Genomic DNA, 20,968 nt, shown 5'->3' with positions numbered 1-20,968 from the left:
GCGACTATGGCGCCGTCGTCCGATGGCGTCGAGTGGAATGGAACATCGTTCTCTTTTCCTCTTGCCGATGCCGACGCGCTGTCGTCCAATCGACAGGAGCGCGAGGGAGAGCCTTGCATGCACCTGCCGATCGACGACGATCCCGTCTATCCGAAGACCAGCTTCACGGCCGGCGGCGGGGCTCCGCTCAACCTCCGGCCTCTGGCGGGCGAGCACGAGGCGGACATCGCCATCGTCGGCGGCGGCATCGGCGGATGCTCGGCCGCGCTGCATGCGGCCGACGGCGGCGCGCGAACCGTGCTGATCGAGGCCCATCGCATCGGCTGGGGCGCTTCCGGTCGCAATGCGGGCCATGTAGCGCCGGCGACGAAGCACGACCCGGACGAGATCGTCGCGCGCTACGGCGTTGAGCGCGGCCAGCGCCTGATCGACGCGGCGGAGCAGGGGCCGGCGCTGATCGCCGAGCTGATCGCGAAGCACGGCATCGACTGCGAGTACAGTGTCTCTGGCATCGTCTCCGGCGCGCATACCGCCGCGGCGCTGAAGGGCATGGAGAGGCGCGTCGCCTACTGGCAGGCGCGCGGCCGGCCGGTGGAGCTGCTCGACCGCCGTGAAGCGGCCCAGACCATCGGCAGCAACTTCTATCTTGGCGCCTGGCTCGATCGTCGCGGCGCCAAGATCAATCCGCTTGCCTATGTGCGCGGCCTCGCGCGCGCCGCCATCGCGGCGGGAGCCGAGCTGCATGAAGGCACGCGCGCCGCTGCGTTACAACGCGACGGCGCGCGCTGGCGCATCACCTCCCGGGACGGCGCGGTGCTGCGCGCCGATCGCGTCTTCCTCTGCACCAACGCCTATACGGATGATCTCTGGCCAGGGCTGCGGCGGACCATCGTGCCGGTCCGCGCCTACCAGTTCGGCAGCGCCCCCCTGCGCGACAACCTCCGCAGATCCATCCTGCCCGGCGGGCAGGTGATGACGGATACGCGCCGCCTGCTCTCGGGCATCCGCTTGCATGCGGATGGAAGGCTGCAGTTCGGTGGCATGGGTCCCGCCTTCGGACCGCAGGGCGAACCGTCCTGGCGCGGCACGCTGCATCGGCTCCGCAGCATCTTCCCGCAACTCGGCGATATCGGCGCCGAGTTCTGGTGGAGCGGCTTCATGGCGATGAACGGCGACAATTCCTGGCACATCCACCGCCTCGCACCTGGGCTGCACGCGATGATGGGATGCAATGGCCGCGGCGTCGCACTCGCGACCATCTACGGCCGGGAACTGGCGCGCCACGCGCTGGGGGCACCCGAGACCGACTTCGTCCTTCCGCCGGATGCACCGAAGCGGATCTTCGTACAGCCGCTCGCGCGACCGCTCGTGACGGCGCTGATCCAATGGTACTCGCTGCGCGACAACCTCGAGACACAACGTCTCGAGAAGCAGCGCCCGGCGGAGATCTGACCGGGATGGCGCGGCAGCCGATCGACGACCCTGCGGGCACGCCCCTCTCCTACTGGGCGGCGACCGCCTCGCCGGGGCCGGAGATCCCCGCCTTCGACGGCGACATGCAGGCCGACATCGCGGTCGTCGGGGCTGGCTACACCGGATTGTCGGCGGCGTTGCACCTGGCCGAGCGCGGCCTGTCGGTGCTGGTCCTCGATGCGCATGAGCCGGGTTGGGGCGCATCGGGGCGCAACAACGGCCAGGTCGTCGCCGCGCTCAAGCACGAACCGCATGAGATCGAGGAGCATTTCGGCGTGGAGCGCGGCCGGGAGCTGATCCGTGCCGTCGGCGCCGGACCGGACCTTGTCTTCTCGCTGATCGAGCGTTTCAGGATCGACTGCGACGCACGGCGCTGCGGCATCATCACCGCGGCGCATTCCTCTGGTGCCTTCGGGGACCTGCGACGCCGCGTGGAGATCTGGGTGGCGCGCGGCGCACCGCTCGAACTGCTCGACGCGACGGAGCTCGCGCGGCGGTCCGGAACGGAGTTCTACACCGGCGGCTGTATCGATCCGCGTGGCGGCGCCATCAATCCGCTGGGCTATGCCCGCGGCCTGGCCCGCGCCGTGGTGGAGAGCGGCGGCGCCATCCGTCGCGATGCGCATGTCCGGAGCATCGGCCGCGATGGCGCCGGCTGGCGGCTGAAACTCGACAAGGGGGAGGTCACGGCCAGCAAGGTGATCCTCGCCACCAACGCCTATACCGACGACGTCTGGCCCGGGCTGCGCCGCACCTTCCTGGCCGGACGCACGCCGCAGCTCGTCAGCGCGCCGCTCGGCGAGAATCAGCGCCGCAGCATCCTGCCCGGCGGCGAGATCATGTCCGATACGCGCTACCTGACGGTCGGCGTTCGCATGCATCCGGACGGGCGCCTGCATCTCGGCGGCGGCAACGGCACGGCCGGCGGGGAGACGCCGGCACTCTTCGAGGAACTGGCGCGGCACGGCCGCATACTCTTTCCGCATGCCGGCGAACTCACCTGGGAGTATCGCTGGAGCGGCCACATGGCGATGACGACGGACCGCTATCCGCGCCTGTTCGAGCTTGCGCCCGATGCGGCGGCCGCGCTCGGCTACAGCGGACGCGGCATCTGCACAGCGACGATCATGGGACGCGAGCTCGCGCGCTGGGCGTCGGGCGAGGCGAAGATCGACGATCTCGTGCTGCCGCTCTCGACCTTCCGGACGCTGCCCTACTACCCGCTGCGCGACCTCATCGTCGAAGGTGCCGTCATGTATCACCGGTTGCGGGCGCAGCTCGCCGCCGGCCGCTGACGCAGAATGGAATGGTGGTCCATTTCGGTGTTGCCGCGCTTCCGGACCCGCGCTTAGAGTTGATGCGGGAGGCGCCGGCCGTGAACAGGCTGGGGGAACATGCCGTACGATTGGAACTTTTCCATCGTCCTGCAGTACATGCCGCAACTGCTGTGGGGCGGGCTGCACACCGTCCTACTGTCGGCGGCCTGCATTGCGCTCGCCGTACCCATAGGCGTCGTGCTCGGGGTGATCCGGCACCAGCGTGTGCGCTTCCTCGCACCGATCGCCGTCGTCTATATCGACTTCTTCCGCACCTCCGTCGCGCTGGTGCTGATCTGCTGGTGCTATTACGCGCTGCCAATTCTGCTCGGCGTGAATCTGTCTACCTTCACTGCGGTGACCATCGCGATTGGCCTGCAGGCATCCGCCTATCTGGCGGAGCTCGTGCGCGCGGGGTTGGGCTCCATCTCGACCGGGCAATGGGAAGCCGCGCGTGCCCTGGGCATGCCGGGCACGATGCGGCTGCGCTACATCATCCTGCCGCAGGCCGCGCGGCGCATGATCCCGGTCTTCTTCCTGCTTGTGGTCGAGGTCGTGAAGACCACAACCCTCGCGGGCATCGTCACCTATCCGGAGATCGTCTACGAAGCCTTCCGCGTATCCACCGAAGTGTACCGGCCGGTCGAGACCTTCACGATCGCGGGCCTCATCTGCTTCGCCTTCCTCTTCGTGACAGGGCGGATCGCCATGCGACTCGAGCGTCGCTACGCGGCGGTCGAGCGCTAGAGGGGCGGCAGCATGGCCTATGAATGGGATTTCGCCTTTCTCTGGGTGCTCTGGCCGCATCTGCTGGTGGGCCTCGCCGGCACCGCAAAGCTCTGGGCCGTTGCGCTGATCTGCGGCCTGGGGATCGGACTCGTGGTCGGCATCTTCCGCACCGCGCCGTCGCGCATCCTGCGCAGCATCGGCACGGTCTACGTCGAAGCCATCCGCAACACGCCAGGCCTCATTCAGCTCATCTGGTTCTACTACGCGATCCCCATGGTCACGGGCTGGCAGGCTTCGGCATGGCTCGCGGCCGTGGTCTCGCTCTCGATCTATACCGGGGCCTACAGCGCGGAGATCTACCGCGCTGGGATCGCCTCGATCGAGCGTGGTCAATGGGAAGCGGCGCGGGCTATCGGCTTCGGCTTCGGCGCGCAGATGCGTTACATCGTGCTGCCCCAGGCGCTGATGCGCATGATCCCGGCCTTCGGCAATCGTGCCATCGAGCTCGCCAAGGCCACGACCCTCGCCTCAACCATTGCCTTCGGCGAGCTGCTCTACACCGCGAAGGTCATCGCCGAGGACCAGATGCGGCCGCTTGAGACCTATACAGCTGTGACGGTGATCTTCACGGTGATTCTGCTGCCCGTGAGCTACGGATGTGTCTGGTTCGAACGCCGCCTCGCGCGCCGTGGAGGAGTGCATCGTGACTGAGGAAGTCCTCCGCATCGAAGGCTTGCGCAAGGCCTACGGGCTGCTTGAGGTGTTGAAGGGCATCGACCTCACCGTGCATCGCGGGGAAACAGTTTGCCTCATCGGCGCGAGCGGATCAGGCAAGAGCACGTTGCTGCGCTGCGTGAACTTCCTCGGCTATCCCACCGAGGGCCGCATTTACCTCGAAGGCCGGCTCATAGGGCGTGAGTCCGGAGGCAAGATGGCCTACCGGGAATCAAAGCTTTGTGCGGTGCGGACCCATGTCGGCATGGTGTTCCAGCAGTTCAATCTCTTCCCGCATCTGACGGTGGAAGAGAACGTGACCATTGGACCCATCAAGATCCGTGGTGTCCCGCCGGCCGTGGCGCATGAGAAGGCGGCCGAGCAGCTCCGTCGCGTGGGCATTCTCGACAAGGCCAAGGACTACCCGTCGCAACTCTCGGGAGGTCAGCAGCAGCGCGTGGCGATCGCGCGCGCGCTCGCGATGGAACCCTCCATCATGTTGTTCGACGAGGCTACCTCCGCCCTCGATCCCGAGTTGGTCGGGGAGGTGCTGGTCGCGATGCGCAAGCTCGCTGAGGACGGAACGACGATGCTCGTCGTCACGCACGAACTCGGCTTTGCGTACAACGTGGCGCATCGCGTCGTCTTCCTGCACGAAGGCACAATCTACGAGGAGGGCCCGCCGCAGGAGATCCTGGTACGGCCCAGACGACCGCGAACACAGGATTTTCTCCGTGGCCACACGGCTTTCCGGATGCCGGAGCCCGAGATGACTCCGGCCGCGGCCGTGGACGGATGACCGCATCCGCACGGAGCCGATCCATCCCGTAACCCGACACCTGAAGGAGAACGACGATGGCTGAAGTCACAAGGCGGAGCACGACGGTCGCGGCGGCGCTTGCCGCCAGCGCGGCGAGCCTGCTGGGGGCGCGCAGCGCCCAAGCACAAGGTGCGCGGTCGACGTGGGAAACGATCACGCAGACCAAGGTCCTGCGGCTCGGTGCTCCCATCTCGGAACCATTCGTCTTCAAGGATCTGACCAACAGCGATGCGCCTGGCGGCGTGCGCATTGCGGGCGCAGTCTGGCGGGGCCTGTCGGTCGCTTGCGCCAAGGAGATGGCGGATGCGCTCGGAGCCGAATTGCAGCTGGTCGAGACGACCTACGGCAATGCCGTGGCTGGTCTGCAGGCCAATCAGTTCGATCTCATCTTCGCACTCGACGGCACGGTGCGCCGCGCGGTGGCGGTCGATTTCGTGCCGCAGGCGTTGTTCATGTACGGCACGGCGATCCTCGCGCGCCAGGGCATCGACATCGCAACCTGGGAAGCCATCAATTCCGCTCGTCTGAGGATCGGCGTTCCGGTCGGCACCACCATGGAGACGGAGATCATGAGACGTGCTCCGGCTGCCCAGCTCGACCGCTTTCAGAACATCAACGAGATGATCGCCGCCTTGAACGCGAACCGTGTAGCGGCGATCTCTTCCTCGCTCACGGGCATGACCCTTGCGAGCGCACGTATTCCGAACACCGTCGTGACGATGCCTGCGCCGCCCGCGTTGTTCCCGGCGACTGCGGCCATCCGGCAGGAGCTCGACCCGCGCTGGCGGAATTTCCTGACGACATCGTTCGGCTATCTCGCTTTCTCGGGCTTCGTCCAGAACGCGCTCAACGAGGCCTATGCGTTTCGCGGCGTTGACATAACGAAGCTGCAACCCGTCGTTCTGCGATGAGCTTTCCGGGGGGCGACGGACGCATCGCCTGGAGCTGCGGGACCTCCGCCAGATCGGCCGAGGTCCTCCTCTGCGCGCTCCGCCTGCGGCAGTTGGATGCAGACTCCGAGCTATTCCGCGGCTGCGCGCGGCCATTCCGGCGCCTCACCGCCGATCCGCCTGGTGAGCGCCGTGGCCGCCTCGGCCAGGATCGGTCGTGCCGCGGCCAGCGCCTCCGGCGTCCAGCGGATCACCGGCGCAGAGAGCGCGAGCGCTCCGGCGAGCCTGTCGCCCGGCCCGAAGACAGGCGCCGCCATGGCGCCGGTATGCGGATCGGTCGCACCCATGGTGACGATCGGCAGGTCGAGCGCCGCGACATAGGCCGGCAGCGGCCGCGCCGCGAAAGCCCGCAACACCTGCGCGATGGCGGAACTGTCCAGGGGCAGCGCATCGCCGACCCGCACATGCATCCTGAGCAGGTGCGGGCTGTCGACGCGGAACAGGCAGAGCCGCTGCTCGCCGCGCCGGACGTAGAAGGCGGCGGTCTCGCCGGTGCGCGTGACGAGTTCCTCCAGGACCGGCGTCACATGGGCCTCGAGCCGGAATGACTGCGTGTAGATCGTCCCGAGCCGCAGCACCTCGGCGTCCAGCCGATAGGACCCATCGCCCTCGCGGGCGAGGTAGCCATGCTCCGCGAGCGAGATCGCAAGGCGCATGATCGTGCTCTTCACCAACCCCGTCCGCTCGGCCAGTTCTGCCAGCGACAGGGCGCGGTCGCCCTTGCGGAAGGCCGACAGCACGGTCAACGCACGATCCGCCGAGGCCACGCCCTCGAGTGCCGGTCGCCGCCTTGCCTTCTCCGCCATGCCTACCTCCGACCTCTCGGCGCCATCTACCGCAGTTCCAGCCTTGCGCGCAGGATGCTGCCCGTCTCGCTCTCGGTGATGAAGAGGTCGCGCCCATCCGGGCCGCCCAGGCAGAGATTGGTCGTCGAGGCGCCGGCACAGGAGACGATCGCGAGCGTCGGCTCCGCCCGCCCGTTGAAGCGCCAGATCGTGCCGACCCCGGTATGCGCGACGAGCAGATTGCCGTTCGGGTCCCAGGCCAGCCCGTCCGGCCCGCCCGGCCCGCCATGCAGATGAATGAAGATGCCGGCCTTCGTGACCGCGCCGTCGCCATGCAGCGGCAGGCGCCAGATCTGATTCGCGCGCGTGACGGCCACCAGGCAGTGCGACAGGTCGGGCGCGACGACAATGCCGTTGGGGCTCGGCACCGTGCCGATCAGCAGGTCGAGCCGGCCGTCCGGCCGCAGCCGATACACGCGCCCGGTCGGGTCGTGCAGACCGGTCTGCCCCTGGTCGGTGAAGAAGATGCTGCCATCGGCGCCGAGGGCAAGGTCGTTCAACCCCTTGAAGCCTTCGCTGCGCGCCGTCTCCAGCAGCGGCGTGACGGCGCCGCTGGACGGATCGACGCGGACCAGGCCGCGCCTGTAGTCGGTGACCAGCAGCATGCCATCGGGCATCACTTTCAGCCCGTTCGGCCAGCCGTCGTACTCGGCCACCAGCTCCCAGCCTCCGTCCGCTGCGATGCGGAAGATGCGGCCGAAGGGAATGTCGGTGACGTAGAGCCGGCCTTCGGCATCGAAGCACGGGCCTTCGAGGAAGCTGTCGATCTCCCGTCCACCGCGGTTCCAGCGTGCCCATGCGGTCGCGCGCGGGCGACGGAAGCGGTCCGGCAGCCGGGTGAAGACCTCGGTCCCGATGCGCGGGGGAGGTGCGAAGAAGCCCATCGCCTTACTGCCGCTCGATGCCGCTGGTGGCGGCGACGTCGCGCCAGCGCGCCGTCTCCTCGGCGAGGATCGCCGCGAAGGCTGCGGGCGGCATGCCGCCCGGCTCGGAGGCGATCGAGGAGAGGAAATCGCGCACGTCCTGCGCCTCCAGCGCCTTCGCCACCTCCGCCTGCAGCCGCGCCACCACGGCATCCGGCGTGCCGGCGGGCGCGGCGAGGCCGGACCAGTTCACCACGCCCTCGCCATTCGGTCCGAAACGCGGCAGGCCTGCTTCCCGGAAGGTCGGTACCTCGGGCAGGACGGCGGCGCGGTGCGACCCGCTCATGGCCAGCACCCGCAGCGCCCCGCCCTGCACATGGCCCAGTGCCGAGCCGAGCGAGACCATCACCAGATCGACCTGGCGCGAGAGCACATTCGTCACCGCCTCCCCCGCGCCGCGGAAGGGCACGTGCAGCATCCGGATGCCGGCCGCCTGGGCGAAGGCGGCAGTGGCGAAGTGCGGCGCGCTGCCGATGCCGCCGGTGCCGTAGGTGATCTTCTCCGGCTCGCGCTGCGCGGCCGCGATCAGCGCGGGGAGATCCCGCCACGGCGCGTCGCGGTGCACCGCGAGCATGACCGGGGAGAAAGCGCTGACGGTCACCGGCCGGAAGGCGGCCGCGTGGTCGAAAGGCAGGCGTTGGAACAGGTAGGGCAGCATGGCGTAGGTGTTGTCCATCGCCAGCAACGTGTGCCCGTCGGGCGCGGCGCGCGCGACCTCTGCGGCGCCGATGGTGCCCGTGGCGCCCGACTTGTTCTCCACCACGACCGGCCGGCCAAGGCTTTCCGACAGCTTCGGTGCGAGGCGCCGCGCGATGGTGTCGACCGCCCCGCCCGGGGCCCAGGCGACGACGAGGCGGACCGGACGCGAAGGCCAGGCATCGTTCTGGGCGAGGGCACGGCGCGGCAGGCCGGCAAGGCCGAGCGGCAGCGCTGCGAGGCCGGAGCCGAGGATGTGGCGGCGGGAGAACATGCGGCGTGGTTCCTTCCCTGTGTGCCCGCTGTTTCACGGGGCTTGCATTTCGAAATGGCGTTGCGTTATAGGCGCCTCGCGCCCGGGCCTGTCAAGCGATGCCTGGCGCGGGGAAGGAGACATCCGAGATGCCAGGACCCCGTTTCGGCCGGCGCACCGCCCTTCTTGGAGCCACTGCCGCGCTGGCGCGCCCGGCCCTCGCTCAGCGCGCCTGGCCGGCAGGCCGACCGATCGAGATCATCGTGCCCTTCGCCCCGGGCGGTGGCATGGACGCCATGGCGCGGACGGTCGCACCGTTCCTCGCCGCCCGCCTGCCAGGTGCACGGGTGGTGGTGAGCAACCGGCCCGGCGCCGGCGGCCAGGTGGGAACCGAGGCGGTGGCGAATGCCGCGCCGGACGGCTTCGTCCTCGGCGCCTGCGCGACGCCCACGGTGCTGAGCCAGCCGATCGAGCGCCCGGTGCGCTGGCGTCCGGCGGACCTCACCTACCTCGCGCAGGTGGTCGAGGATCCCTGCGGGCTCTTCGTCCGCGCCGATAGCCCGCTGCAGGGCCTGTCGGACCTGCTGGCGGCGGCGCGGGCGCGCCCGGGTGACGTCGCCTACGGCACCGCCGGCATCGGTGGGGACGACCACATCGCGATGCTCCTGTTGGAGGAAGCCGCCGGTGTGCGGCTGAACCACGTGCCCTTCAACGGCACCTCCCAGCTTCTCGTCCCGCTGCTCGGCGGGCAGCTCCAGGTCGGCGCCTTCAACATCAGCGAGGCGCTTCCGCTGCTGCGCGAGCGCGCCATCCGTGGGCTCGGCCTGGCCGCCGAGGCGCGCGACCCCGCCGCACCCGAGGTCGCGACCTATCGCGAGGCCGGGGTGGACGTCGTGTTCGCCGCCGGGCGCGGCATCTTCGGCCCGCCCGGCCTGCCGGATCCCATCCGCACGGGCATCGAGACCGCCTTCGCCGCGACCTTCGCCGACCCCGCCTGGGCCGAGGCGGCGTCCCGCGCCGGCCTGCCGCTGAAGCCTCTGGTCGGCGCCGCGTATCGCGACGCGGCACTGGGCGGGGAGGCGGCGCTGCGCGCCCTCTGGTCCCGGCGCCCCTGGCGCGAGTGACTGATGAAAATGGAATTGAATTTCGTAATCCTCGCAGACCGCCGAACGGCCTGCGCATCCAGGAGAGCATGACCATGGCTGCCGGCTTCAGGATCCTGCCACGCCCGCGCAAGGTCGGCCCGGAAACGGTCGCGCGCTTCCGCGACCTGCCCGTCGCCAATGTCAGCGACGTCATGTCGCGCATGGCCGCGGGTGGCCCGCGGCTGCGCCCGATGCATGCCGGAGGCGTGCTGGCCGGGCCCGCCTTCACCGTGAAGACGCGTCCGGGCGACAACCTCATGGTCCACAAGGCCCTCTCGCTCGCACAGCCGGGCGACGTCATCGTCGTGGATGCCGGCGGCGACCTGACCAACGCCATCATCGGCGAGCTCATGCTGGCGCAGATGATCAGGCGCGGCCTCGCCGGCATCGTCATCAACGGCGCGATCCGCGACAGCGCCGCGATCCGCGCGCAGGGCTTCCCGGTCTTCGCCGCCGGCATCACCCATCGTGGCCCCTACAAGGACGGCCCCGGCGAGATCAACGTCGCCATCGCGATCGACGGCATGGTGATCGAGCCCGGCGACCTCATCCTGGGCGACGATGACGGCCTGCTCTGCGTCCCCCTCGCCGAGGCGGAAGCCGTGTACGCGGCGGCCGCGCAGAAGGCGGCGGCCGAGGCGCGCCAGATGGCGAACATCGAGGGCGGCACGCACGACGCATCCTGGGTGGATGCGACGCTGCGGCGGCTTGGCTGCGACGGCCTCGACTGAACCGATGCATTCCGGAAGATCCCCCATGACCCAGCACCCCGCCGCGAAGCCTGCGGTTCTCGTCACCGCCGCGAAGCTCGCGCCGGAGGCGGTCGCCATCCTGGAAGCCGCCGGCTACGCCGTGCCCTGCACCTCCGGCTATCCCTCCGAGGCCGAGTTGCTGGCCGCCGTCGCCGAGCATCGGCCGGTGGCGCTGCTGCACCGGCAGGGGTTCATCAACGGCACCGTCATGGACGCCGCCGCGCCCGCCCTGCGCGTGATCGCGCGCCATGGCGCTGGCGTGGACGGCATCGACCTCGCGGCCGCGGAGGCGCGCGGCCTGACGGTGACGCGGGCCGCAGGGGCCAATTCGCGCTCGGTCGCGGAACACGCGATGGCGCTGATGCTCGCGCTGCTGAAGGACCTGCCGTCGGTCGCCGCCGGCATGCGTGACGGGCTGTGGGAGAAGACCTCCCGCATGACGCGCGACATCGATGGCGTCAGGCTCGGTATCGTCGGCTACGGCGCCATCGGGTCCAAGGTCGCGCGCTTCGCGGACGCCTTCGGCATGCGGGTTGCCGCCTACGACCCTCTCCTTCCCGCTGGGCCGCTGCCTGGCCCCGGGGAGCGCGTCGCGGACCTGCGGACGCTGCTGGCACGCTCCGAAGTGCTGTCGCTGCATTGCCCGCTCGACGCCACGACGCGGGGCATGATCGGCGCGGCGGAACTCGCGCTGATGCCGCGCGGCGCCATCCTGGTGCACACCGCCCGCGGTGGCATCGTGGATGAGGCGGCGCTGCTGGCGGCACTCGAGTCCAGGCAGCTCGCCTGGGCAGGCGTTGACGTCTTCGCGCAGGAGCCGCTGGACACCGCCAGCCCGCTGCGCGGCCATCCCCGCGTCCTGCCGACGCCGCACCTCGCCGCCAACACGCCGCGCGGCGCGGTCGGCATGTCCACCATGGCAGCGGACTGCATTGTCGCGGTGCTCGCCGGGCGTGTCCCGGCCATGCCCGGCGCCGTGGTCGTCCGGGGTCGCCTGCCCGCGGCGGCCTGACGCGCTCCACGACGGCGCAGCGGCCCGCCGCGGCCCGGCCCAGCCAGATCACCACCAGACAGGAAACCATCAGAATGCCGATCATAGCCACGCGCCGCGGTATCCTTGCGGCCGGGGTCGCCTCCCTCGCCGCGCCCGCCCTGGCGCAGCCCGCATGGCCGGCCGGGCGGCCCATCGAGGTCATCGTCGGCTTCGCGCCCGGCGGCGGGACCGACGTGATGGTGCGCGCGCTGACCCAGTTCCTCAGCGCCGAACTGCCGGGGTCCAATTTCGTCGTCGTCAACCGGCCCGGGGCGGGCGGCGAGACGGCCTATGTCGCACTGCAGACCGCCCGGCCGGATGGCTACACGCTCGGCACAATCAACACGCCGGGCTACCTCTCGCTCGGGGTGCAGCGCCGCGTGCGCTTTGACCGCGCGCAGATCCGGCTGATCGCGCGCCTGGTGGATGATCCCAGCGCCTTCGTGGTGCACAGGGACTCGCCCTACCGGTCGTTGCGCGACCTGGTCGAGGCGGCGAAGCGCCGGCCCGGGACGATCAGCGTCGGCTCCTCCGGCATCGGCACCGACGACCATCTCGGCCTGACGCTGTTCGAGGCCGCCTCGGGCGCCGAGTTCATCCATGTTCCCTTCGCCGGCGCCGGGCCCTCGCGCAATGCGGTGATCGGCCGCCAGATCGACGTCGCCGGCCTGAACCTCGGCGAGATCGGGATGCTGGGACAGGAGAACCCGATGCTGCGTGCCCTCGCGGGCATGGGTGAGCGCCGGTGGGAGCTGATGCCCGACGTGCCCACCTTCCGCGAGGAAGGCTTCGACGTGCTGATGAGCAGCGAGCGCGGGATCGGCGCACCGCGCGGCATCCCCGACGAGGTCGCAGGCCGGCTGGAGGACGCCATCGCGAAGGTGATCGCGACGCCCGAATGGGCGGAGCGGGTCCGGCAGCTCGAACTGGCCATGGCCTTCCTGCGCGGGGCGGAATGGGAGGCGCAGATGCCGGCCCAGCTCGCACGCTACCAGCGAATCTGGGAGAGGACGCCGTGGCAGTGACGGCCGGCGCGGCGCCTGCCTAGGGGCGCAGCGCCTCGCAGCCCGGCGCCTCGTGCAGGCGATAGACGCGCGTCGCCGTGCCGGCGAAGAGGGCGGCGCGCTCCGCCTCCCCCGCGCCGGCCGCGAGGCGCTTGAAGGCGTTCCACAGCACGCCGTAGCCAACCATCCCCTTGTCCACGGGGAAGTTGCTCTCGAACATGCAGCGGCCGGCGCCATAGGCCTCGATCAGCGTGTGGACGACCGGTCGCCAGGCCTGCTCCAGTTCGACCGAGCCTGGCGGCAGGTCGCGCAGGTGGAAGTCGTGGCCGCCCACCTCCATGGCGAGGCCGCCGAGCTTCATCACGGTGTTCGGCAGGGCGGCGAGCGCCAGCACCTCGCGGCGCCACTCCGCGAAGCCTTCCTCGCGGCGCGGGGCATAGGGCCCCACGCCGAGCGGGCCGCCGCAATGATTCACGACCACGGTCAGGTCCGGCACGGCGCGCGCGACCGCCGCAACCAGCGGCAGTTGCGTCTGGTAGGCCCAGATGTCCAGCACGAGTCCGTGCGCGGCCAGCCGGCGGGCGCCGTCGACGAAGCGCGGATCCTCGAGCGGTCCCGGTGGCGGCCCGAGGAGGTTCGAGCGGACCGCGGGCGAGGGATGCCAGGCGGTGCGGTTGCGCACGCCCCGGAAACGCGACCGGGCCGTCGCGACATGCGCTTCGAGCAGAGGCGTCACGCGGTCGCCAAGGGTGAGATCCACGAAGCCGACGATGCCTGCACAGGCGCGTACCGGCCCGTAGGTGCCGCTGGCGCTCGCCGCCGCGATGCCGTTGACGAACTCCGTCTCGCCGATCGACCGCGCTTCCTCGGGGCCGCCCCCGCGGTACATGGCGCCACACTGGATGAAGACCGTCGCGCGCACGTCGTGGCCCTCCGCGGTGTCGCGCAGCAGGTCGTCGAGGAGGTAGCACTCGGCTTCCCGATCCCAGAGGTGATGGTGTGAATCCACGATCGGCAGCGTCGGGTCCAGCGGTTCCTCCCGCCGCTGGGCGAGCCATTCGGGACGAACGGCGATCTGGCGTGACGGCGTGAAGTGTGTGGCGGCGGGGGAGGTCATGCGACGGAGAGTGCCCGCCGTCGGGAGAACTGGGCAAGCCGAGGCTTGCCGGCAAGCAGGCAAGGGAGCGCCGCCGGTGAATGTCCGGATCCGGAAGCAGGCGACGAGAGAGGCTGCTCTCGGGCTCGGGCCGAGACGGTCCACCCGAGCTGGAGGGGCGCGGAGCCGTCCGATCGGTGCATCCATGTGGAGCGCGAGCCGGGGGAGCCGAAGGGGAACCAGGCACCGGCCTGCGCGGCACGGATCGCCATGACCTCCATGTCGCGCCTCGGGACACCTCCGGCATGGCGCAGCCCGGCGAGCACGACCATGCTCGCCCCCACCTGCGGCACGCGGTCGAGATGGCTGCTGAAGGCGAACCCTTGCGCCTCCGCCGTCTCGCGGCCCGGCGCGCTCGCATTCGTCCTAGCCCGCATGCGTCACGCCACCAGCGGCGTCGTGGATGCGGCGGAGCCGAGTCCTGGCAAGGGGACACGGTCCGCAGGGTCATGGCGCGCGATGAAGCGCGCAGCCGCAGGGCCTTGCAGAAGCAGCTTTCCTCGCCCCAGCCTCAGCCGGGCTGGGCCTCGCGCAACAGCCAATCCCGCAGGGCGACGATCGGCGCCTCGTCGCCGCGGCCGGGCAAGTGTGCGAGGTGCCAGCCCGTCCCGCGCCGCAGCGGCGGCACGGCGGGCACCGGATTGACCAGCCGTCCGGCATCGAGTTCCGGCTGCACCAGCCCGATATCCGCCAGCGCCACGCCGAGCCCATGCAGCGCCGCCTGCGGCGGCAGCAGGGAGGATCCGAAGTGCAGCGCGCGGTCCGGCCGCAGGCTGCGCCGCCCGGCATGGGCGAACCACTCCTCCCAGTCCCCCCGCGCGGTGTCGGAAACGAGCAGAGTCTCGTTGGCGAGCAGGCGCGGGTCCCCGACATCGCGCGCGGCGAGCCAGCCCGGCGCGCACACCGGCACCAGGCGGTCCGGGAACAGCAGATGCGTCGCAAGCCCCGGCCAGGGGCCGCGTCCATGCAGGATGACGGCATCAGGTGCGGCACCATGCAGGTCCGGCGCGTCGATTCCTGTGGACAGGCGCAACTCAATCTCCGGGTGCTCGCGATGGAAGCGGGGCAGCCGCGGCAGCAACCAGCCGATCGCAAAGGAGGTCTGCGCGAACACGGCGAGCGCGCTGCGCACCCGCGGCGAGAGCGCGCGCAGCAGCCCGGCCTCCATCGCGTCCAGCGCCTCCGTCAGGACCGGGGTCAGCGCACGCCCGTCCGGCGTCAGGCTCAGCGAACGCGGGGAACGGTCGAACAACCGCCGGCCGAGCCGCGCCTCCAGCGCCTGCACCTGCTGGCTGACCGCGCCCGCGGTGACGCCAAGTTCCTGCGCTGCCGCCGCGAAGCCTCCGAGGCGGGCGGCGGCCTCGAAGGCGCGCAGGGCATTCAGCGGCGGCAGGCGACGACCCATGCGCCATGAAAACTAAGGCTCAACCCGAGAACAACTGGTTTGTCTGAGCCATTCCCGCAGCACAGTCTCCGTTCGCTTCCGGAAACCGCCGGACTCTACGGCGCGGGCCGACCATGCGGCCGCACGCGGCCGAGTAAACCATCGCCAACCATCCAACCGGAGGGCGCATGCCCCATCCCGACATCACCCGAACCCCCGGCCCCTTCGCCAACCGATCGCGCGTCGTGGTGCACCGCCCGCCGGGCGGCGGCGGCACGATCTGGGCGCTTGCCACCGCGCGCGACAAGACTGCGGGCGTCGAGGCCCAGACGGACGACCTGCTCGCGTCGATCGAGGGCTATCTGCACGCTGCCGGCACCGACAAGTCCCGCCTGCTGCGCGCCGAGGTCTTCATGGCCGACCTGTCGGAGAAGCCCGCGATGGACGCCGCCTGGACGCGCTGGGTCCCTGCCGGCGAGGGCCCCGTGCGCAGCGCCGTGCAGACACCGATGCCGCCAGGCGACCTGGTGGAGATCATCGTCACCGCCGCCCTGCCCGGAGGGAGCGCATGACCCGTCGCGACGTTCTGCCGCCCGGCATCGCGGGCCACAACCGCACCATGGTCACGCCGCACTACGCGGTGATGCCGCCGGAGGGGATCCTCGAAAGCCGCCTGCCCGGCTTCGAGAAGACGAAGATCCGCTTCCACACCAGCCCGGCCATGGGTGCGAACTTCGCCCAGGCGTTGCTGGAGATCGAGGACGGCGGCGGAACGCCCGCGCCGCTGATGGACGGGCTGGAGCATTTCTTCTTCGTGGTGGAGGGCGAGGCCGAGATCGCCGCGGATGGGCAGACGCGGCGGCTCGATGCCGGCGGCTATGCCTATGTCGCGGCCGGGAAAAGCTACGCGGTCACGGGCGCGGCCAAGATCATCTGGGTCAAGCGCCCCTATGTGGCGGCACCGGGCATCGCGCCGCGCGCCTCCTTCTTCGGTCACCGGCACGACGTGCCGAAGGTGAACAAGCACACGCGCGGGCGGAACTGGCAGGCCCTGCTGGGTGAGGCCGACATGGCGATGGACATGGAGGTCAACATCCTGTCCTTCGAACCCGGCAACTACTTCCCCTTCGTCGAGACCCACATCATGCAGCACGGGCTGTACATGCTGGAGGGACAGGGGCTGTACCTGCTCGGACGCGAATGGCACGAATGCTGGGTCGGCGACTTCATCTGGATGGGCGCCTACGTCCCGCAGCAGTTCTACGCCACAGGATGGGGCGAGACGGCCTATCTGCTCTACAAGGACGTCAATCGTGACGTGACGTTCTGACTCTCTCGGCCTCACAAGAGCGGCGCAGGCTCCGCCAAGCCGGGAGGATTGTACCGATGCGTTCTGGCGCGAGCCGCTCGAACGCGATCCGTGACGACAGCTTTGGTCGCCAGGCCGACGCGTTGGCACGCCCGCCGCTACCAGTGGTCAGTCTCCTCGATCGCCCAGGTAGCGGCCCTTCCGCGTGAGCCGAACGTCAGACATTCTCGGCAGCATCTCCCGCAGCATCGAGACGTCGAACATCGATTCCGCCGGCAGCTCCTTCAGCCGCGCGTTCTCGACCTTGAGGCTCTTCACCTTACGGGCGCCGGACACCGCCATGCCCCCGTACTTCGAACGCTAGGCGCAGAACGTCGCCTCGCGATCCCGTGGTTTCGGTGCAGACTCGGCGCCATCGCGTCCGCGCGGTGGCCGCGATTCTGAAGAAGCGCATCTCGACCGCGCTCGACCAGGCTCGCGACACCGACGAGCAAACAGCCCCACAACCTCACGACGTGTGGGATCCGATCATGGTCCGGGAGGCATGTGGCACCCATCGGCACGCGACCCGTCGGCTGACGACGAACGGCGTGTGAGCGAAGCACCAGCCACATCCTATTATCACCATACACCGATGTGCTTTTCCAATCGAAGCGCCGCTGTGCACCTCGGCGGCAGCGAAGCATTTCCCTCGTTCCCCGCTATGCGGCACGTTCCTTCGCTTCTGTGCCCCGTGCAGAGGCGACGAATCTCACGCTTGCTCCTCGTTGATATCGGCCCTACGCCAACCGCCAGTTCGACAGGAAAGCGCCGCGCCCCATGGGTTTCCTCGCCGCCACAGATGCCCCGCGCCCGGGCGAGGTCTGGCTCGTCGGCGCCGGGCCCGGCGATCCGGACCTGCTGACGCTGCGCGCAGCGAGCGCCCTGCGCCATGCCGACCTGGTGCTGCACGACGCCCTTCCGGGCCGGGGCGTACTGCGCCTGGTTCGCCCTGGTGCGACCATCGTCGCCGTGGGCAAGCGCAAGGCAGTCCAGGCCACGCCGCAGTCCGCCATCATCGCCCGCATGGTCGCCGGCGCCCGGGCCCAGCAGCGGGTGGTGCGGCTGAAGGGCGGCGATCCCTTCCTGTTCGGCCGCGGCGGCGAGGAAGCCGCCGCGCTGACCGAGGCCGGTATCCCCTGGCGCGTCGTCCCCGGCGTCACCGCGGGCACCGCCGCGCCGGCGGCCGCCGGCATTCCGGTGACGCATCGCGGCGTCGCCAGCGCCGTCACCTTCGTGACTGGCCATGACGAGACCGGCCAACTGCCCAGTTCCGTCGACTGGGAAGCGCTGGCGAGGAGCGGAGCGACGATCGTCGCCTTCATGGCGCTGACCGCGCTCGATGCCATTGCGGTGCGATTGCTCGCGGCCGAGATGCCCCCGGATACGCCGGTCTCGATCGTCTCCCAGGCCTCACTGCCCGAGGAAAGCGCGCTCGCGACCACGCTCGGCGCCTGCACGCTTGCCGCGCGGCGGGCGGGGGTGCCGACGCCGGCGCTGGTGGTCATCGGCCAGGTCGCCGCGATGTCCGCGGTGCTGGCCGGGGCGGCGCCCGCCGCCACGCCACGCCGGCGCGACGCCGTGGCGCGCTGAGGTCAGATCGCGAAGTTCAGCGGTTCCGTCACAGCGCGGCGCAGGCCCGCGCCCTGGGCCCGGCGCAGCAGATCCTCGACCGTCATGCCGGCGAGCCGCGCGCGGAGTTCGGTGTCGAGTTCCCGCCACAGCGGCATGACCACGGCGGTCTGCAGGCGGCCGGTCAGGTCGGGCTCGGGCCCGGCCTCCTCCTGCACGCAGGCGACGATGTCGGACAGGCGCAGGTCCCGCGGCCGGCGCCCGAGCCGGTAGCCGCCGCGCGGGCCGCGCACGCTTTCCAGCAGCCCGGCGCGGGACAGCGCCTGGAAGACCGGCTCGACGCCCCGCCGCGCGGCGCCCAGGCGCTCGGCCACCTCCGCCCCGCCGGCCAGCTCCCCGGTGCGCCCGGCGTGGAAGGCGACGTCGAGCATGATGGCGATGGCCGTGAGGGCGCGGTCGCGGCGCAGGAGCATGGCGGTTCCTCCGGAGTCAGCTTATGCCGATCTCTACGACGCCCGGTCGTGGAATGCGAGCCCCTGTCCCAGCCCCCCTGAAACACCCGGCATGACGTGGTATGGCTTCCGCCATGCCCGATGGAAACGCCCCGCGCCGCCGCGCCAAGACACGGAAGGCGGAACCCCCCGCCACCCTCGCCTCCGCCCGCGGCCGCATCTTCGGCAGCGTGCTCGAGACGGTGGGCGGCACGCCGCTCGTCCTGCTGCCGCGCATCGCGGCGGCGGAGGGGCTCGCGGCGCGGATCGCGCTCAAGCTCGAGTTCTTCAATCCGCTCGGCTCGGTGAAGGACCGGATCGGCCTCGCCATGGTCGAGGCGGCAGAGCGCGCGGGGCAGATCGCCCCGGGCCGCTCCGTGCTGGTGGAACCGACCTCGGGCAATACCGGCATCGCGCTCGCCTTCGTCGCGGCCGCCAAGGGCTACCGGCTGATCGTGGTGATGCCCGACGGTGCGAGCATCGAGCGACGGCGGATGATGCGCCTGATGGGCGCCGAACTGGAACTCACGCCCGCGAAGCGCGGCATGGCCGGCGCGATCGCGCGGGCCGAGGCGATCCTCGCCGCCACCCCAGGCGCCTGGATGCCGCGCCAGTTCGACAATCCGGCCAACCCCGACATCCACGCGGCCACCACCGCCGAGGAGATCTGGACCGACACCGGCGGCGAGGTCGACGCCATCGTCGGCGGCATCGGCACCGGCGGCACGCTGACCGGCATCGCCCGCGCGCTGAAGCCGCGCCGGAAGGGGCTGCGCGTGTTGGGGGTGGAACCGGCGGAAAGCGCGGTTCTGTCGGGCGACGATCCCGGGCCGCACGACATCCAGGGCATCGGCGCGGGGTTCAAGCCGGCGGTGCTGGACCTCGCCGCCCTCGACGGCGTGCTGCGCGTGCCGGAACGAGAGGCCTTCGACGCGGCGCGTCGCTGCGCGCGGGAAGAAGGGCTGCCGATCGGCATTTCCTCCGGCGCCGCGCTCGCCGCGGCCATCACCGTGGCGCGCGAACCCGCCATGGCCGGGCGGCTGGTGGTCGCGATCGCGCCGTCCTTCGCCGAACGCTACCTCTCGACGCGACTCTTCGCCGGGCTCTGACAAAAAACGGCCGGGACCACATGGGGCCCCGGCCGAAGTTGCGGGAGGAAACGTCCAGTCACATGGCCGTCTGGTGCCGGCCCGCCTTCGGGCAGGCCGCTCCGCCGACGGCGGGCGGAGGTCGTGCGGTGGCGCCGGGCGGTTCCTAGCCGGCAACCACCCAGGGCTGCGCGACCGAGATCGGCCCGACGGGCCGCTCGCCGCTGACCGCGCTCCGATGGAGCCGGATCACCTCGCCCGGTGCCGTCGCCTCCACGCGATGCAGCAGCAGCGCATTGTCCCACAGCAGCAGGTCGCCGGGACGCCAGCGATGGCGGAGCACGACGGCGGGATCGGTCGCCGCGGCCAGCAGCCGGGCCAGCAGCCGCGTCGCTTCGTCCTCGGGGGCGCCGAGCAGGCGCGTCGTCGTGCCCTCGTTCACGAAGAGGCTCCGCTGCCCCGTCGCGGGATCGAGCCGCACCACCGGGTGCACCACGGCCGGATGGGCGTCGCGCTCGGCACCGGCCAGCGCCGGCCGCGGCCGCCACCCCGGCGCGCCGCCCGCGCGGCGGCGGTCGTGGTCGTGCTCCGCGTCGAGGTATTCGATGCGCCAGCGCAGCCAGGGATCGAGCCGCTCATAGGCCGCGCCCTGGTGCGCGAAGAGGATCTCCCCGCCCGCCGCGGGCAGGTGCCCGGCACTGAGCAGCGACAGCCGCGATGGCGCCGCGCGCCACGTCAGGTCGGCATGCCAGGCGAGGCCCGCATCGCCGAGTCCGTCCTCCGCGCCGGCATTGCCTTCGACCACGATCTCCGGAAGCTCCGCATGCCGCGCATGGGCGAGCGCGTGGATCTCCGGCCGGCCGAGGCGGCGCGTCAGCATCGCCTGCTCCGAGGGCGGCAGCGCCTGGTCGCGCAGCACGACGAGGCCATGCACGCGCACCAGGTCGCGCAGCCCGTCGAGGGCGGCGTGCGGGGTGCCGAATCCCAGCGGCGGGCCCACCACTTCGACGCCGAAGGCGGGGTGCAGGGCGGCGAGGACCGTCCAGTCCGCCGGCTTGCGGGCGGCGCTCACGGATGCACCGTGGCGGCAAGGAGCGCCTCGGCCACCGCGGGGTCACGCGGCGGCATGAGGATGTGCAGCGCCCCGCCGCCCACCGCGGCGAGGAACCCCGCGAGCCAGGCGATGGCGCCGGTCTCGAGCACCGGCACGAACAGCAGGCTGCTCATGGCGCGCCCCGCTGCAGCAGGCCGGTCGCGGCGAGGAGCGCGAGCAGGG

At 70.9% G+C, this 20,968-nt stretch carries 23 protein-coding genes; 14 read left to right on the top strand and 9 right to left on the bottom strand.

Annotation, left to right across the window (positions count from 1 at the left end; all coding sequences use genetic code 11):
* Positions 1–117: 117 nt before the first annotated feature.
* The 6 genes from GWK16_RS09825 to GWK16_RS09800 all read left to right on the top strand — a co-directional run bounded on the left by GWK16_RS09825 (position 118) and on the right by GWK16_RS09800 (position 5,963).
* Positions 118–1,452 carry an NAD(P)/FAD-dependent oxidoreductase gene (locus GWK16_RS09825; protein WP_170053725.1) on the top strand — a complete coding sequence of 445 codons (1,335 nt, stop codon included), beginning with the start codon at positions 118–120 and terminating at the stop codon, positions 1,450–1,452.
* A gap of 5 nt (positions 1,453–1,457) precedes the next feature.
* The gene (locus tag GWK16_RS09820; protein WP_170053724.1) at positions 1,458–2,768 is read left to right on the top strand and encodes an NAD(P)/FAD-dependent oxidoreductase; all 1,311 of its coding nucleotides are present in this window, start codon (positions 1,458–1,460) and stop codon (positions 2,766–2,768) included.
* 99 nt (positions 2,769–2,867) lie between these two features.
* Positions 2,868–3,536: an amino acid ABC transporter permease gene (locus GWK16_RS09815; protein WP_170053723.1), complete on the top strand. Its 669-nt coding sequence runs from the start codon at positions 2,868–2,870 to the stop codon at positions 3,534–3,536.
* Positions 3,537–3,548: 12 nt separating this feature from the next.
* Positions 3,549–4,229, top strand: coding sequence for an amino acid ABC transporter permease (locus GWK16_RS09810; protein WP_170053722.1), 681 nt, complete (start codon positions 3,549–3,551; stop codon positions 4,227–4,229).
* On the top strand, positions 4,222–5,031 hold the full coding sequence (locus tag GWK16_RS09805) for an ATP-binding cassette domain-containing protein (protein ID WP_170053721.1): 810 nt from the start codon (positions 4,222–4,224) through the stop codon (positions 5,029–5,031). Before GWK16_RS09810 ends, GWK16_RS09805 begins: the two co-directional genes overlap by 8 nt.
* A gap of 56 nt (positions 5,032–5,087) precedes the next feature.
* Positions 5,088–5,963 carry a transporter substrate-binding domain-containing protein gene (locus GWK16_RS09800; protein ID WP_170053720.1) on the top strand — a complete coding sequence of 292 codons (876 nt, stop codon included), beginning with the start codon at positions 5,088–5,090 and terminating at the stop codon, positions 5,961–5,963.
* Between the two features lie 110 nt (positions 5,964–6,073).
* Here GWK16_RS09800 and GWK16_RS09795 read toward each other — a convergent pair whose 3' ends face one another.
* Genes GWK16_RS09795 through GWK16_RS09785 form a run of 3 tightly spaced genes read right to left on the bottom strand, consistent with a single transcriptional unit; the run spans position 6,074 to position 8,740 of the window.
* Positions 6,074–6,808, bottom strand: coding sequence for an IclR family transcriptional regulator (locus tag GWK16_RS09795; RefSeq protein WP_170053719.1), 735 nt, complete (start codon positions 6,806–6,808; stop codon positions 6,074–6,076).
* Between the two features lie 26 nt (positions 6,809–6,834).
* Entirely contained in the window at positions 6,835–7,731 is an 897-nt protein-coding gene (locus tag GWK16_RS09790; protein WP_170053718.1) for an SMP-30/gluconolactonase/LRE family protein, read from the bottom strand.
* 4 nt (positions 7,732–7,735) lie between these two features.
* Positions 7,736–8,740, bottom strand: a complete 1,005-nt coding sequence (locus GWK16_RS09785; RefSeq protein WP_170053717.1) for a Bug family tripartite tricarboxylate transporter substrate binding protein — start codon at positions 8,738–8,740, stop codon at positions 7,736–7,738.
* Positions 8,741–8,868: 128 nt separating this feature from the next.
* Here GWK16_RS09785 and GWK16_RS09780 point away from each other — a divergent pair, with 128 nt between their 5' ends.
* From GWK16_RS09780 to GWK16_RS09765, 4 genes are all read left to right on the top strand, one after another.
* Positions 8,869–9,843 carry a tripartite tricarboxylate transporter substrate binding protein gene (locus tag GWK16_RS09780; protein ID WP_170053716.1) on the top strand — a complete coding sequence of 325 codons (975 nt, stop codon included), beginning with the start codon at positions 8,869–8,871 and terminating at the stop codon, positions 9,841–9,843.
* A 74-nt stretch (positions 9,844–9,917) separates the two neighbouring features.
* Entirely contained in the window at positions 9,918–10,595 is a 678-nt protein-coding gene (locus GWK16_RS09775) for an RraA family protein (RefSeq protein ID WP_170053715.1), read from the top strand.
* 25 nt (positions 10,596–10,620) lie between these two features.
* The gene (locus GWK16_RS09770) at positions 10,621–11,628 is read left to right on the top strand and encodes a hydroxyacid dehydrogenase (protein WP_170053714.1); all 1,008 of its coding nucleotides are present in this window, start codon (positions 10,621–10,623) and stop codon (positions 11,626–11,628) included.
* 74 nt (positions 11,629–11,702) lie between these two features.
* Entirely contained in the window at positions 11,703–12,674 is a 972-nt protein-coding gene (locus tag GWK16_RS09765; RefSeq protein WP_170053713.1) for a tripartite tricarboxylate transporter substrate binding protein, read from the top strand.
* 19 nt (positions 12,675–12,693) lie between these two features.
* On the opposite strand, the gene GWK16_RS09760 is transcribed toward GWK16_RS09765, so the two are convergent.
* Positions 12,694–13,770 carry an amidohydrolase family protein gene (locus GWK16_RS09760; RefSeq protein WP_170053712.1) on the bottom strand — a complete coding sequence of 359 codons (1,077 nt, stop codon included), beginning with the start codon at positions 13,768–13,770 and terminating at the stop codon, positions 12,694–12,696.
* 550 nt (positions 13,771–14,320) lie between these two features.
* Positions 14,321–15,214, bottom strand: a complete 894-nt coding sequence (locus tag GWK16_RS09755) for a LysR substrate-binding domain-containing protein (RefSeq protein WP_170053711.1) — start codon at positions 15,212–15,214, stop codon at positions 14,321–14,323.
* Between the two features lie 167 nt (positions 15,215–15,381).
* On the opposite strand from GWK16_RS09755, the gene GWK16_RS09750 reads away from it, so the two are divergent.
* Positions 15,382–15,765, top strand: coding sequence for a RidA family protein (locus tag GWK16_RS09750; RefSeq protein ID WP_170053710.1), 384 nt, complete (start codon positions 15,382–15,384; stop codon positions 15,763–15,765).
* Positions 15,762–16,523: a (S)-ureidoglycine aminohydrolase gene (gene allE / locus GWK16_RS09745; RefSeq protein WP_170053709.1), complete on the top strand. Its 762-nt coding sequence runs from the start codon at positions 15,762–15,764 to the stop codon at positions 16,521–16,523. Before GWK16_RS09750 ends, allE begins: the two co-directional genes overlap by 4 nt.
* 147 nt (positions 16,524–16,670) lie before the next feature.
* Here allE and GWK16_RS09740 read toward each other — a convergent pair whose 3' ends face one another.
* Entirely contained in the window at positions 16,671–16,844 is a 174-nt protein-coding gene (locus GWK16_RS09740) for a hypothetical protein (RefSeq protein ID WP_170053708.1), read from the bottom strand.
* 477 nt (positions 16,845–17,321) lie between these two features.
* On the opposite strand from GWK16_RS09740, the gene cobA reads away from it, so the two are divergent.
* On the top strand, positions 17,322–18,134 hold the full coding sequence (cobA, locus tag GWK16_RS09735) for a uroporphyrinogen-III C-methyltransferase (RefSeq protein ID WP_170053707.1): 813 nt from the start codon (positions 17,322–17,324) through the stop codon (positions 18,132–18,134).
* A 2-nt stretch (positions 18,135–18,136) separates the two neighbouring features.
* On the opposite strand, the gene GWK16_RS09730 is transcribed toward cobA, so the two are convergent.
* The gene (locus GWK16_RS09730; protein WP_170053706.1) at positions 18,137–18,586 is read right to left on the bottom strand and encodes an RrF2 family transcriptional regulator; all 450 of its coding nucleotides are present in this window, start codon (positions 18,584–18,586) and stop codon (positions 18,137–18,139) included.
* Between the two features lie 113 nt (positions 18,587–18,699).
* Here GWK16_RS09730 and cysK point away from each other — a divergent pair, with 113 nt between their 5' ends.
* Complete coding sequence (cysK, locus tag GWK16_RS09725; RefSeq protein ID WP_170053705.1) at positions 18,700–19,713, top strand: cysteine synthase A; 1,014 nt, start codon at positions 18,700–18,702, stop codon at positions 19,711–19,713.
* Between the two features lie 145 nt (positions 19,714–19,858).
* Here cysK and GWK16_RS09720 read toward each other — a convergent pair whose 3' ends face one another.
* Together GWK16_RS09720 and GWK16_RS09715 are read right to left on the bottom strand one after the other, a co-directional pair.
* Entirely contained in the window at positions 19,859–20,764 is a 906-nt protein-coding gene (locus GWK16_RS09720) for a TauD/TfdA family dioxygenase (RefSeq protein ID WP_170053704.1), read from the bottom strand.
* Complete coding sequence (locus GWK16_RS09715; RefSeq protein ID WP_170053703.1) at positions 20,761–20,919, bottom strand: hypothetical protein; 159 nt, start codon at positions 20,917–20,919, stop codon at positions 20,761–20,763. Before GWK16_RS09715 ends, GWK16_RS09720 begins: the two co-directional genes overlap by 4 nt.
* Positions 20,920–20,968 lie beyond the last annotated feature (49 nt).

This window comes from Neoroseomonas marina (genome assembly GCF_012927745.1).
GTDB classification, from domain to species: Bacteria; Pseudomonadota; Alphaproteobacteria; order Acetobacterales; family Acetobacteraceae; genus Neoroseomonas; species Neoroseomonas marina.
Note: the sequence above shows the minus strand (reverse complement) of the source record. Positions and strands in the feature narration are given on the sequence as shown.